A 13,800-nucleotide genomic window follows, 5' to 3' on the forward strand; every position below is an offset into this window, starting at 1 on the left:
CCTCCCGCCGGACCCGGCAGGACCCCGTCGGATCCGGCAGGCCGGCGAGTGCGAGGTGAGCGGCATTTCCGCTCCGGAATTCCGCCACTCGCCTCGCACTCGACCAGGATCTGAGGACACTGGAGGTACACGTGAGGACCGAGGACGGTCGTTTTCGGGTAGAAGGGGGCGGCGTGGAGTGATTGTCATGGACACGGATCTCGAATTCCCGTTCTGGGAAACGGGAGACAAGCTCGTCGACTTCGCCGAGAGCCGGACAGGTATGGATCTCTCCGGTCTCCGGGACGTGCTCGCGCGTGTCCCCGGCGATACCTTCCACGGAGTCCTCGCCGTTCTCGTCGAGCACCGACTCGTTCTGCCGCCCTCTCTCTTCCGTGAGTTGATGGAAGCGAAAGCCTCCGTGATGGATTCGACGGATGCGGACTTCTTCGAGACGAATCTTGAATGGTTCCGGTCGGTCGAGGACCAACAGGCCCGTCTCGCACCGGCCTGACGTGTCCGGCTCGTGCGATCACGAGGTCGATGTCGTTCGACGGGACTCTTGTCTCGTACTCACACACGACTACGAGACATGAGCCCTGCGGAATGACAACAAGCTCGTATTCGTGTCGGGGAACCCCGGACAGCAGGGAACCTGGGCGGGCGCAACCCCTCAGTCGCCCAGGAGGCCCGTGAGGATCCGGTGGGCAGCGTCCTTGTCGAGGGGTTCGTTGCCGTTGCCGCACTTGGGTGACTGCACACAGGAGGGGCAGCCGGAGACGCACTCGCAGGCCGCGATCGCGTCGCGGGTGGCCGCCTGCCACTCGTCGAACCGGTCGAAACCGCGTTCGGCGAACCCGGCCCCGCCCGCCTGCCCGTCGTAGACGAAGACCGTGGTCCGGTCGGTGTCCGGGTGCCGGGCGGTCGACACCCCGCCGATGTCCCACCGGTCGCACCCGGCGAACAGGGGCAGCAGCCCGATCGCCGCGTGCTCGGCGGCGTGGACGGCACCGGGCAGTTCCGCGTTCGTGATGACCGCATCCGTCACCAGCGACGGCGGAGCGGTCCACCACAGGGCGGTCGTCCGCAGCGTCATCGCGGGCAGGTCGAGGGGGTGCTCGGCGAGCACCAGGCCGCTCCCGGACTGCCGCATCTGGTAGGCGACCACCTGGTCGGTCACCTCGACGGTGCCGAGGAACACCTGTCCGCCCGAGGGCAGGGTACGCGTGCGCTCGACGGACTCCACGGAGATCTCCGTGACCGACCGCGGCGAGGTCGTGTAGTCGACCCGGGTGCGTTCGACGATCGCCACCCGGTTCTCCAGGTCGAGGTCCTGGACGGTGAACTGTTCACCCTGGTGCACGTACACCGCACCCGGGTGGCTCTGTGTGTGGGCGCCGGCGTCGTCGACGTAGCCGAGCAGCGCCCCGGTCGATCCTTCGACGATCCGCACCTGTCCACCGCCGGACCCCCGGATGTCGGTGAGCGAGGCCGCGTCCTCCTGCTTCGCCCAGTACCAGCCGGTGGGCCTGGCGCGCAGCATCCGTGCGGCGACGAGGCGGTCGAGCACCTGCCGGGCGTGGGGCCCGAAGGCGGGGAGGTCGTCCGCGGCCAGGGGCACCTCGGCCGCGGCGGCACACAGGTGCCCACCGAGCACATAGGGGTTCCCCGGATCGATGACACCGCCGTCGACCGGGGCACCGAACACGGACTCCGGGTGGTGGACCACATAGGTGTCGAGCGGGTCGTCCCGTGCGATGAGGACGGCCACCCATTCGGACCCGGCACGGCCCGCGCGTCCGGCCTGCTGCCACAGACTCGCGAGCGTGCCCGGCCAGCCGGCCATGACGACGACGTCGAGTCCGGAGATGTCGATGCCCACCTCCAGGGCGTTCGTCGAGGCGACCGTCCGGAGTGTCCCGTTGCGCAGACCTGTCTCCAACAGGCGACGTTCCTCCGGCAGGTAGCCGCCGCGGTAGGCCGCGACGTGTCGGGACATGGCGGGATCCGTGCGGGCCACCTCGTTCCGCACGGCCTCCGCGAGTGCCTCGGCACCCCGGCGGGAGGCGATGAACGCGATCGACCGGCAGTCGGCGAGCGTGAGCTCGGAGAGCACGTGGGCGGTCTCGGACAGGGAACTCACCCGCTTGGGGTCGGTGAGCCCGACGGGTGCCGGGACCTCCGGGACCGGATGCACGCCGGCCGGCGTTCCACCCGGGACGGAATCCGCCCAGGGGTCGGACTCCCGCGCCGCACCCCGCACCTCCTCCAGGTGCGCGGCCACTTCCGCCTCCGTCACCTCGCCGTCGCGGTCGGGCACGAGCGGTGGCTCCCACAGCACGAAGTCCCCGGCGGCCCGCGGCGACCCGTCCACCGTCACCGCGGTGCACTCCCGTCCCGTGAGCCGGGCGAAGGACTCCTGCGGGTCCGCCATCGTCGCCGAGGCGCCGAGCACCACCGGATCCGCGCCGTAGTGCCGGGCGATCCTCAACAACCGCCGCAGGATCAGGGCGACGTGCGACCCGAACACACCGCGGTACCGGTGCGCCTCGTCGACGACCACGTACTCCAGGGCGGAGAACCACCGGAGGAACCGCGTGTGACCGGGCAGGATCGCCCGGTGGAGCATGTCCGGGTTGGTGAACACGACGTTCGCGTGGGCCCGCGCCCAGTCCCGGTCGGCCTGCCCGGTGTCGCCGTCGTAGGTGGCCGGGCGCAGCCCCTGCAGCGGCAGGGACCGCAGGGTCTCGTACTGGTCGTACCCGAGCGCCTTCGTCGGGGAGAGGTAGAGGGTCGTCGCCTGCTGCCGGGGGATCTCGTCGCGGGTCCGCACGGCCGCGTCGAGCACCGGCAACAGGTAGCCCTGGCTCTTGCCGGAGGCCGTTCCCGTCGCGATGACGGTGTCCCGCCCGGCGTGCGCGTGGTCCGCCGCCTCCACCTGGTGCGTCCACGGCGCGGTGACCCCGCGAGCCTCCCACACGGCGCGGACCTCCGGGTGCAACCAGTCCGGCCAGTCGGCGTGGTGGGCGCTCCGGGCGGGGAAGTGTTCCACGTGCGTGACCCGGTCACGGCGGGCACCGTGTCCGGTGACGATGTCGACGAGGAGCGGGGTGGCCATGGAGGCCATTGTCCCACCGGCCCCCACCGCCCTGCGTACCCTGACGGGGTGCATGCCGTACCCGTGATCCCGCCCGCCACCCTGTCCGCCCTGCGTGCGGTGCTCGTCGCCGCCCCCTTCACCCCCGCCGCCCTGCGCGACATGTGGGGCGTGGACGTCGACGACGCGCTCACCCGCAACAACGCCGCTCCCGCCCGCTGGTTCCTCCGTCGCCGCGCGTCCCAGCACAGTGCTTCCCTCCACGGCGCTTCCCTCCACGGCGCCGCCGAGGTGCCCTCCCCTCCCGGCACGCCGCTCGCGGTCCTCGCCTCCCTCTTCGTCCTCGCCGAGCCCGTGGACCGGCAGCGGCTGTCCACCCTCCTCGGGGAGGACCTCCTGGCCGCGCTCGTCGACGCGGGTCTGCTCGTCCCGGCGGACACCGCCGACCTGCAGGGCGCCTCGGGAGCGGGGGACCACACCGCACTCCGGAGCGTCCTCGCGCTCGGGGCGTACCCCGTCCCCGTCGGGGTCCCACGCGGGGAGGCCGCCGGGGACGACCACCTGTACCTGTTCTCCGACTTCGGCACGCTCGTGACCGACGGCCCGCTCGACGGCGGGTTCGTGCTCGGGATCGGCGGGGCCGGGAGGACGCTCGCGGACATCACCCCGCGCCACCGGGTGGACCGGGCCCTCGACCTGGGGACCGGCTGCGGGATCCAGGCACTGCTGCTCGCCCGGCACGCCGGGCACGTCGTCGCCACCGACGTCTCCGCCCGGGCCCTGGACATCACCCGGCTCAACGCCGGCCTGGAGGGAGTGGCCCTGGGCCCCGCCGGGGAGGGACACCTGGAGCTGCGCCCCGGGTCGATGTTCGAGCCCGTCCCGGAGACCTTCGACCTCGTGGTGGCCAACCCGCCCTTCGTCATCACCCCGCAGGGACACACCGAGACGCTCGAGTACCGCGACGGGGGCGCGGCCGGTGACGGGATCGTGCGCACCCTGCTGGAGGGGACCCGCGCCCACCTGTCACCCGACGGCGAGGCGGTCTACCTGGGCAACTGGGAGGTCGGCGGCGACCGGACCGGGCCGGAGACCTGGCCGGCCGGTGACGACCTCACCGTCATGGTCGTCGAGCGGGAGTCGATGTCGCCGGTGCAGTACGCGGAGACGTGGATCCGGGACGGCGGGGTCGTGCGGGCGGGCCGGCGCTGGGAGACCGACCACACGGCGTGGCTCGACGACTTCACCGCCCGCGACGTGGAGGAGATCACCTTCGGGTGGATCCGCCTGCACCGCATGCCGGAACCCGGTGCCGTGTCGGAGTCGGGGGAGGGGACGACCGGGGCCGTCGCACGCGCCCCGCGCCACCGGGAGGTGATCACCGGCGCGCTCGGGGCCAACCCGGCCGGGACCGCCGCGTACCTCGACATGCGACTGGGGCTCCTCGAATGGGTCGAGCGGGCGGACGACGCGGAGCTGCTCGGCACGGCCTTCCTCCGCTCGCCGGACGTCGTCGAACACCGTCACCTGGTGCCCGGGGACGAGAACCCGACCGTCATCACACTCGACCAGGGGGCCGGGTTCGCCCGGTCCTTCGAGGCCGACCCGGCGCTCGCCGGACTCGTCGGGGTGGCCGACGGATCGCTCACACTCGGCGCCGTCGTCGTGGCGCTCGCCCACCTGCTGGAGGTCGAGGAGTCCGCGCTCACCGCACAGCTGCTCGACCAGGTCCGCCGGCTCGTCCCGGCCGGTGTCCTCCTGCCCGCCGGGGAGTGACTCCGAACCGTCGACCGGGCGCCCGCTACCCGTCGACAGGGCGCTTCCGGACGCCGACGGGGCGCCTCGGCGGCGGGATGTCCCGGGAGGTGATCCGGAGAACCGGGTGGGAGACCGTCGTGTAGTCTGCGGGTTCCGCCGCCGACCGGTGGGCCGTCACGGTCCGGTGTCGGTGACCGGGGTGCAGCCGCCCCGGGCACCGGGGCCCGACGGCGCGGTGTTAGATTCGTAGGCATTGCCGACGGCGGTGTACCGCCGTCGACGTACACGGCCGAAAGGACAGCAGTGGCATCCTCCGCAACGCAGCCAAGGCGACTCGTCATCGTCGAGTCCCCGACCAAGGCCCGGACGATCGTGGGGTATTTGGACGACGGCTACGATGTCGAGGCCTCGGTCGGGCACATCCGTGACCTGCCGACCCCGTCCGAGCTGCCCGAGAAGATGAAGAAGGGGCCCTACGGCCGCTTCGCGGTCGACGTCGACAACGGGTTCGAGCCCTACTACCGCGTGGACCCCGGCAAGACGAAGAAGGTCTCCGAGCTCAAGAAGCTTCTCAAGACCGCCGACGAGCTCTACCTCGCGACGGATGAGGACCGGGAGGGCGAGGCGATCGCCTGGCACCTCCTGGAGGTCCTCAAGCCCACGATCCCGGTCAAGCGCATGGTCTTCCACGAGATCACGCCCGAGGCGATCAGCCGCGCGCTGGAGAACACCCGCGAACTCGACGACCACCTGGTCGACGCCCAGGAGACCCGCCGGATCCTCGACCGCCTCTACGGCTACGAGGTCTCGCCGGTCCTGTGGCGCAAGGTCCGTGGCGGCCTGTCCGCCGGTCGTGTGCAGTCCGTGGCGACCCGCCTGGTCGTCGAGCGGGAGCGCGAGCGCATGGCCTTCGTGCCCGCCGAGTACTGGGACCTCGACATCGACCTCGCGGTGCCCGGACAGCCGGCCACCGCCTTCGCCGCCAAGCTCTCCCAGTACGACGGGAAGAAGGTGGCCGGTGGCCGCGACTTCGACGACCGAGGTGCCCTGAAGAAGTCCTCCGACGTCGTCGTCCTCGACGAAGACACCGCCCGCTCGCTGGCTTCGACCTTGTCGACGACGGCACAGGACTCCCTGGCCGTCTCCGCCCTGGAGACCAAGCCCTACACCCGGCGTCCCGCCGCGCCCTTCACGACCTCGACGCTGCAGCAGGAGGCCGGGCGCAAGCTGCGGATGTCCTCGCGGCAGACCATGCGCACCGCCCAGTCGCTGTACGAGAACGGCTACATCACGTACATGCGTACCGACTCCCCGGCGCTGTCGGGGCAGGCCGTGTCCGCGGCCCGCCGTCAGGTGACGGAGCTCTACGGGCCGGAGTACGTGCCGAACTCGCCGCGCATGTACGCGAACAAGCAGAAGAACGCGCAGGAGGCGCACGAGGCGATCCGTCCCGCCGGCGACCACTTCCGGACCCCCGCCCAGGTGTCCGGCAAGCTGCGCGCCGACGAGTTCCGCCTCTACGAACTCATCTGGCAGCGGACCGTCGCCTCCCAGATGGCCGATGCGAAGGGCAACACCGCCACGCTCAAGGTCCACGCGGACCTCGGTGGCGACCACAGCGCCGACTTCACCGCGTCCGGCACTGTCATCACCTTCAAGGGCTTCCTCGCCGTCTACGAGGAGGGCAAGGACCGCGGCCGGTACGACGACGAGAAGTCCTCGCGTCTGCCGCGGGTGGGCGAGGGCGATCCACTCACCGTCGCCTCCGCCGAGGCCGACGGTCACACGACCGCACCGCCGCCGCGCTTCACCGAGGCCTCCCTCGTCAAGCGCATGGAGGAACTGGGTATCGGCCGTCCCTCCACGTACTCGGCGATCATCTCGACGATCCAGGACCGGGGCTACGTCACGCAACGGGGCAATGCCCTGGTGCCGAGCTGGTTGGCCTTCTCGGTCGTGCGTCTGCTCGAGGAACACTTCGGCAATCTCGTCGACTACAGCTTCACCGCGGCCCTGGAGAACGACCTCGACCGGATCGCCGCCGGTCAGGAGGAGGGCAAGCACTGGCTGAGCTCCTTCTACTTCGGTGACGGACAGGGCACCGGTGAGCAGCAGGCCTCCGGTGGTCCCGCCGGCCTCAAACCGACGGTCGACGACCTGGGGGAGATCGACGCCCGGGAGATCAACACCGTCCACATCGACGAGGGCGTGGAACTCAGGGTGGGTCGGTACGGCCCGTACCTGGAGGTCACCGTCGAGGGGGCCGAGGAGCCCAAGCGGGTCAACGTGCCCGAGGAGCTCGCGCCCGACGAGCTCACCCGGGAGAAGGCCCGTGAGCTCATCGAGACCCAGGGCGACGGGGACCGCGAACTCGGCACCGACCCGGAGACCGGGCGGACGATCGTGGCGAAGAACGGCCGGTTCGGGCCCTACGTCACCGAGGTGATCCCGGAGCCGGAGGTCGACCCCGAGGCGCCCAAGCCGAAGAAGAAGCCCGCCAAGCCCAAGCCGCGGACGGCCTCGCTGTTCAAGTCGATGGACGTGCGGACCGTGGGGCTCGACGAGGCACTGCGCCTGCTCACCCTGCCCCGGACCGTCGGGGAGGACGCCGAGGGCACCCCGATCACCGCGCAGAACGGACGCTACGGCCCGTACCTCAAGAAGGGCACGGACTCGCGCTCGCTGGAGACCGAGGACCAGATCTTCGACATCACGCTCGAGCAGGCCCTGGAGATCTACTCCCGGCCCAAGCAGCGGCGTGGACGGACGGCCGCTCCGCCGCTCAAGGAGCTCGGCCAGGACCCGGCGACCGAGAAGCCTGTGGTCGTGAAGGACGGACGGTTCGGCCCCTACGTCACTGACGGGGAGACGAACGCGACCCTGCGCAAGGACGACACCGTCGAGGACATCACGGCCGAACGGGCCTTCGAACTGCTCGCCGAGAAGCGCGCCAAGGGACCGGCGAAGAAGAAGACGACGCGGAAGGCCCCGGCCAAGAAGACGACCGCCAAGAAGTCGACGACGACCAAGAAGTCGACCACGACGGCGAAGAAGTCGACGACGACGCGGACGACCGCGGCGAAGAAGACGACCGCGAAGAGGAGCACCGCGGCGAAGAAGGACGACTGACCCCTCCACCGCCCCGTCAGATGCGGTGACGGCCGTCGTACTCGCCCATCGCGGCGAGTTCGGCGGCCGTCGCCGTGTCCGGACGCAGGTCGTGGGCCACGTCGTAGGCCTCGGTCAGGCGCGCCTCGACGGCGTCGACGGTGACCGCGGGATGCACCTCGGCGATCGAGCCGGCGGTCACGGGATCCCAGTCGACGCCGAGCGCGGCCTGGATGTCGGTGAGCGCCCGCCGGATCGATCCGTCGTCCTCGACGACGACCGAGGACGAGAACAACCACCCCTCCCGGGTGACCCGCTGGGCAGTGCCGATCGCCTTGATGCGGCCGGCGACGTTGACGCTGTGCTCACCCGGGCAGTACTCACCGGGGATCTCGCCGAGGTGGGCGTCCGCCCCGGCGGCGCGGAGTGCCGCGGTGTACATGTGGCCGAATTGCGTGAACCGGGTCCGCGTGCCCCCGATGAGCTCGTCCGAGGGCTCGGCGTGCTCGATGACCAGGCAGCCGTCGTGGTAGAGGGCGATTCGCCCGCCGAGTGAGCGGATCACCGGGGTGAAACCGTGGTCCCGGGCCGCCTCGACGGCCGCGCCGAACCCCGGGAGGAACCGGTCCCGGGCACCGAACGCGGCGGTCGGCACGGGTCGGTGGATCCGCAGGGCACCCGGGCGTCTGCCCTGCCGCACGGAGTCGAGGAGGACACGGGCGAAGGACAGGGCGTCGACGGCACCGGGGGTGTGCGCCGTGACGAGATCGAGGGACTTTCTCACCCGTCGAGGATAATCCTCTCGGGCAGGCCTGAGGATGTACGTCCGTGGGCACGACTAAGGTGGTCGGGGTGATGACACGACACGCCACGACCCCGTCGGCGTCCACCGGACCGGGGTCCTTCGGATTCGGCCCGCTGGCCCTGGAATTCAGCGCCTGGCTGGTCGCGCTCGCCGCGGCCGCCAGTGCCTTCGGCATCGCCGGGTACACCGGTGTCGCCCAAGTGCTCTCCCCGGGTGAACTGCGGGACATCGCCGCGGCGAACGAGGCGGGGGAGTTCTCCCTGCGCCACGCCTCCCTGTCCCTCCTCGTGTGCTTCGTCCTCGCCGGGATCGGGATGTTCGTCCCGGTCGCCGTCTTCGCCGACAGCTCCGCCGCCCTCAAGCGCAAGGTGCTCGCCGGCAGCGGTCTGGCCGGTGCGATGGCGGCCGGGGTCCTCTTCTTCGTCCCGCTCGTCTGGGTGGCGTGGGTCGTCTTCCTGTGTCTGGGCATGCTCGTCATGGTCCTGCTCGTCCTCGTCCCCGGAGCCCTGCGCAAACCTTGGCGCGCGGGCGGGGCCGCGGCGGGCGTCCTCCTGTTCTTCACCTATGCCTTCCAGATCGGCACGGGAGTGGGCGGCGGGGCCGTCGGCGTCCGGTGGACGCTGCTCGTCGGTGCGGCCCTGTTGCTCGTCTCCGGGGTGCTCGTCCTCCTCGGGCGTGACGTGGAGGACGCCGAGGACGTGATGACCGCGTCCTTCCCGAAGGCCCGGACCAAGGTCCTGCGTGATCCTTCCCCCATCGACCGACCCTGGGCGTGCTACGTGCTCTTCGGGCTTCTCGGCGCGGTCATCGCCCTCGCCCAGCCGACCGTCGCGGACCTGGGATTCGGCCAGGCCGGTTTCGCCGTGCTCCTGTGCACCGCACTCGGGGGCTGGGCGCTCGGACACGTGCTCGGCCCCACCTTCGCCCCGGGCATGAGCCGTCCGCGCGTCACCGCCTTCGCCCTCCTCGTCGCCGGTGGAATCACAGTGGCCCTCGGGGTCATCGACGAACTGTCCGGCAAGGCGGTCCTCACCGGCGGGGTCGCCTGCCTGGTGGGCCTGGGTGTCCGGGCCCAGCCCTATGTCCTCTCCCGTCGGGTCGGGATCGTCTCCGGTGGAGTGCTGGCGCTCCTCTTCACCCTCGTCGACCGGGGGTTCGTCGTCCCGCTGAGCGCCTACACCTCCTGGCTGCTCACTCCCACCGGGTTGGCCTACCTGGTGATCGGACTCGGGGCGCTGGCCGCGGGTGTCGCTGCCCACCTGTGGTTCGTCCCGCAGGGACTGCAGGGCGTCACGGTCGACGTCGTCCACGGCTTCCGCGGGCCGCGGCGCCACGGCGAGGAGGCCGGTGGTGCCTCCGGCAGTGCGTCAGGGAGTGCCGCGCGGTCCGGGGATGCGACCTCCGGGACGGCGGGTACGGGCACCCCGTCCTCCGGGGCTCTCGCCTCCCGGGTCGGACCGCGCCGGACCACGACGGGCCTGTTCATCGCCGTCGAGGGCGGGGACGGATCCGGCAAGTCGACCCAGATCCGTGCACTCGTCGACCACCTCAAGGCCGTGGGACTCGACACACCCGTCGTCACGCGTGAGCCCGGTGGGACCCCGGCGGGGAACCAGATCCGGCGGGTCCTGCTCGACGGGGACGGCGTGGGTCCCCGGAGCGAGGCCCTGCTGTTCGCCGCGGACCGTGCGCAGCACGTCTCGGAACTCGTCGACCCCGAACTCGAACGCGGTTCCGTGGTCGTCACCGACCGGTACATCGACTCCTCGCTGGCCTACCAGGCGGCGGGACGGGAACTGTCCGAGGCCGAAGTGGCCGAACTCTCCCAGTGGGCGACCTCCGGTCTCGTCCCGCACCTCACCCTCGTCCTCGACATCGACCCGGATCTCGCGACCACCCGCCGGGCCGGGCGCGCCGAGCAGAACCACCTCGACGCCGAGGGCCTGGAGTTCCACCGGGCCGTGCGGAAGGCCTACCTCGATCTGGCCGACCGGGACCCGGAACGCTACGTCGTCATCGACGCCGGACGCACGGTCGAGGAGGTCGCCGCGGACGTCCGGGACGCCGTCGATGCGGCACTCGCCGGGGCACTCGTCCGGCGCGCCGGGGACACGGCTTCCGTCCGCCTGCCGCGGACCCCGGGTCCGCGGGGCGATGCACAGGGCACCGGCGACGGTCCGACGGACGCCGTGGCCCGGGAGATCCCGCTCGTGCCCCGGGCCGACCTGAGCCCGGAGGACGTCGACCGCGCCTCGGCCACGGACACCGTCCGGGTCTCCGAGGACGCCGCGACGACCGTGTTGCCACCGGTCCGCGAACGTGGACCACGGGGAGACACGGGGGACGGTGCGGCGGACGTCACGACGGACGACGACCCGGCGGGATCCGCGCAGACGGACCCCGGGCCGAAGAAGGCCGGGCCGGAGGACACAGGGACCCCGGTCGACGAGGACGCACCCACCCGCGTCCTGCCGGCCACGCCGCCACGGGACGGCTCCGGGGAGCCCCGGGGCGCCTCGGGCGCGGGGGGCCGGGAGCGTCTGGCGCGGCAGGCGGAGATCGAACGCCAGGCGCGGGAGCGACTGCGTCAGTCGCGTCTGCGTCGCTCGGGCCGTGAGCGCCCGGAGGACGGACTGTGACGGCGGACTCCGTGTGGGCCGACCTCGTCGGGCAGGACGCGGCGGTCGCCCAGCTCGCGGCCGCCGCCCGGGACTCCGTGACCGGGGGACCGGCGATGACCCACGCCTGGCTCATCACCGGACCGCCCGGGTCCGGACGTTCGAACGCTGCCCGTGCCCTGGCTGCCGCACTCCTGAGCCCCGACCAGGGTGCGAGTCGGGGGCCGGAAGCGAACCGGGCGCTCGCGGGCGCGCACGAGTCGATGACCGTGATGCGGACCCAGAAGTCGGTCATCACGATCGACGAGGTCCGGGATCTCGTGACCTCCGCCCAGAACTCCCCGGTCAACGCACGGTACCGGGTCGTCGTCATCGAGGACGCCGACCGGATGGCCGAGCGGACCTCGAACGTGCTGCTCAAGGCGATCGAGGAACCTCCGCCGGCCACCGTGTGGATCCTGTGTGCCCCGAGCCCGCAGGACGTGCTCACGACCATCCGGTCGCGGTGCCGGAACGTGAACCTCCGGATCCCGCCCACCGATGCGATCGCCGAGCTGTTGGTCCGCCGGGACGGGGTGGAGCCGGAGCGGGCCCGGTGGGCGGCGGCCGCGGCCCAGAACCACATCGGGCGGGCGCGGTACCTGGCGACGAGCGAGACCGCCCCCGAGGCGCGCCGCCGCACCCTCGACATCCCCCGCCACCTGGGGTCCCTCGGGTCGACCGTGCGGTTGGCCGCGCGGATCGTCGAAGAGGCCGAGGAGCGCGCGGAGGCCCGGACGAAGGAGAAGGCCGAGGCCGCACGCGCCAAGCTGTTGGAGACCCTGGGCGTCGAGCCCGGCAAGAACCCGCCACCCTCGGTCCGGGCGCAGGTCCGGCGGTTCGAGGAGGACCAGAAACGCAAGGACGCCCGGGCCCGGAGTGACGAGATCGACTCGATCCTGCTCGAACTCCTCTCGCTCTACCGGGACGTGCTGTCCTACCAGCTCGGCCGTCACGAGGGGTTCGTCAACCTCGGCGAGGAGGAGCGGATCCGGGACATGGCGGAGGCCTCCGACCCGACGAGCACCCTGCGGCGGATCGACGTGATCGGCGCGGCCAGGGAGCGACTGCAGACGAACATGCCGCCGCTGCTCGTCGTCGAATCCGCCTTCGTCGGTCTGTCGAACCCCTGGTTGGTGGAGCCCGCCTGACGTCGGTCCGGATGTCCGCCGTCAGGTCCGTCGTCAGGTCCGCCGTGAGGTCCGTCACGAAGGGCCGGAACCGGTTTGACCGGCAGGAATCGCCTGTTCTACTCTTTTCGAGTTGCCGCTTTAGCTCAGTCGGCAGAGCGTTTCACTCGTAATGAAAAGGTCGTGGGTTCGATTCCCACAAGCGGCTCGCAGTGTAGAAGGCTCCTCACCAGCAGGTGAGGGGCCTTCGTCGTGTCAAGTTTCTTGAGCGTGGAGACGGGGGTGCCACCAAGGCGGAGGAGCGAAGACGTACGTGGGTTCGGTACTTCGAGCTTACGACTTCGCCGGTGGCGCCCCCGTATCCGCGCTCAGGCCTCGCCGAGGAGGGTGCCGTCCTCTGCATAGCGGTACCAGCCCTGTCCGGTCTTGCGGCCCAGGTGTCCGGCCTCGACCTTCTCCACGAGCGAGTCCCAGGGCTTCTCGGCGGGGTCCCCGGTCTCCTCGTAGCGGCCCTGCTTGGTCGCGTACCCGATGTCCAGGCCGGTCATGTCCTGCAGTTCGAAGGGGCCCATCGGGTGGCCGAGGGCCGTCCGGCAGGCCAGGTCGATGTCCGTGACGGAGGCGTAGCCGCCCTCGAGGAGGAACACGGCCTCGTTCCGGATCCGGTCGAGGATCCGGTTGGCGATGAATCCGTTGATCTCCTTCTGCATGACGACCGGCGTCTTGCCGAGCGTCCGGACGAGGTCGAGCGCCGTCTCGACGGTGGCGTCAGAGGTCTCCGGGGCCCGGACGACCTCGACGCACTTCATGACGAGCGCCGGGTTGAAGAAGTGGATGTTGCACACCCGGTCCTTCCGCTCCGTGCGCGCCCCGACCTTCGAGGGCACGAAGCTCGAGGAGTTCGAGGCGAGGATCGTGTGGACCGGGGTGAGGCGGTCGAGGCGGGCGAAGAGATCCTGCTTGATCTCCAGGTCCTCGACGGCGGCCTCGATGACGAGGTCGGCGCGGGCGGCAGCGGTCTCGAGGTCGGTGGTGAAGGTGAGGCGGGCGAAGGCGTCGTCGCGTTCGGCGGCGGTGATGCGCTCCCGTTCGACCCGGGAGTCGAGGAGTGTGCGCAGGGAGGTCTCCGCGCGTTCCAGGCTCTCGGCGGAGATGTCCTGACAGTGCACGGTGAGGCCGGCCATGGCGCAGGCCATGGCGATCTGGGAGCCCATGGCCCCGGAGCCGACGACGAGTACGGTGGAGATCGGTATGGTGTCCATGGGT

Annotated in this window: 8 protein-coding genes and 1 tRNA gene; 6 read left to right on the top strand and 3 right to left on the bottom strand. The window is 71.2% G+C overall.

Annotated features, from left to right (window positions below):
• Window positions 1–187: 187 nt before the first annotated feature.
• Window positions 188–493: a hypothetical protein gene (locus tag AAD496_RS03010; protein ID WP_349827152.1), complete on the top strand. Its 306-nt coding sequence runs from the start codon at window positions 188–190 to the stop codon at window positions 491–493.
• Window positions 494–652: 159 nt separating this feature from the next.
• Here the strand turns inward: AAD496_RS03010 and AAD496_RS03015 are convergent, their stop codons facing one another.
• On the bottom strand, window positions 653–3,097 hold the full coding sequence (locus tag AAD496_RS03015) for a DEAD/DEAH box helicase (RefSeq protein ID WP_349827153.1): 2,445 nt from the start codon (window positions 3,095–3,097) through the stop codon (window positions 653–655).
• Between the two features lie 48 nt (window positions 3,098–3,145).
• On the opposite strand from AAD496_RS03015, the gene AAD496_RS03020 reads away from it, so the two are divergent.
• Window positions 3,146–4,852, top strand: coding sequence for a DUF7059 domain-containing protein (locus tag AAD496_RS03020; protein WP_349827154.1), 1,707 nt, complete (start codon window positions 3,146–3,148; stop codon window positions 4,850–4,852).
• 285 nt (window positions 4,853–5,137) lie between these two features.
• Window positions 5,138–7,963, top strand: a complete 2,826-nt coding sequence (gene topA, locus AAD496_RS03025) for a type I DNA topoisomerase (protein ID WP_349827155.1) — start codon at window positions 5,138–5,140, stop codon at window positions 7,961–7,963.
• Between the two features lie 16 nt (window positions 7,964–7,979).
• Here the strand turns inward: topA and AAD496_RS03030 are convergent, their stop codons facing one another.
• On the bottom strand, window positions 7,980–8,726 hold the full coding sequence (locus AAD496_RS03030) for a lipoyl protein ligase domain-containing protein (protein ID WP_349827156.1): 747 nt from the start codon (window positions 8,724–8,726) through the stop codon (window positions 7,980–7,982).
• A gap of 71 nt (window positions 8,727–8,797) precedes the next feature.
• Here AAD496_RS03030 and tmk point away from each other — a divergent pair, with 71 nt between their 5' ends.
• From tmk to AAD496_RS03045, 3 genes are all read left to right on the top strand, one after another.
• Window positions 8,798–11,386, top strand: a complete 2,589-nt coding sequence (gene tmk, locus AAD496_RS03035) for a dTMP kinase (protein WP_349827157.1) — start codon at window positions 8,798–8,800, stop codon at window positions 11,384–11,386.
• Window positions 11,383–12,555, top strand: a complete 1,173-nt coding sequence (locus AAD496_RS03040) for a DNA polymerase III subunit delta' (RefSeq protein WP_349827158.1) — start codon at window positions 11,383–11,385, stop codon at window positions 12,553–12,555. Before tmk ends, AAD496_RS03040 begins: the two co-directional genes overlap by 4 nt.
• A gap of 114 nt (window positions 12,556–12,669) precedes the next feature.
• Window positions 12,670–12,742, top strand: a tRNA-Thr gene (locus AAD496_RS03045).
• A gap of 160 nt (window positions 12,743–12,902) precedes the next feature.
• Here AAD496_RS03045 and AAD496_RS03050 read toward each other — a convergent pair.
• Window positions 12,903–13,796, bottom strand: a complete 894-nt coding sequence (locus AAD496_RS03050) for a 3-hydroxyacyl-CoA dehydrogenase family protein (protein ID WP_349827159.1) — start codon at window positions 13,794–13,796, stop codon at window positions 12,903–12,905.
• Window positions 13,797–13,800 lie beyond the last annotated feature (4 nt).

This window comes from Brevibacterium litoralis (genome assembly GCF_040212315.1).
Taxonomy (GTDB): Bacteria; Actinomycetota; Actinomycetes; order Actinomycetales; family Brevibacteriaceae; genus Brevibacterium; species Brevibacterium litoralis.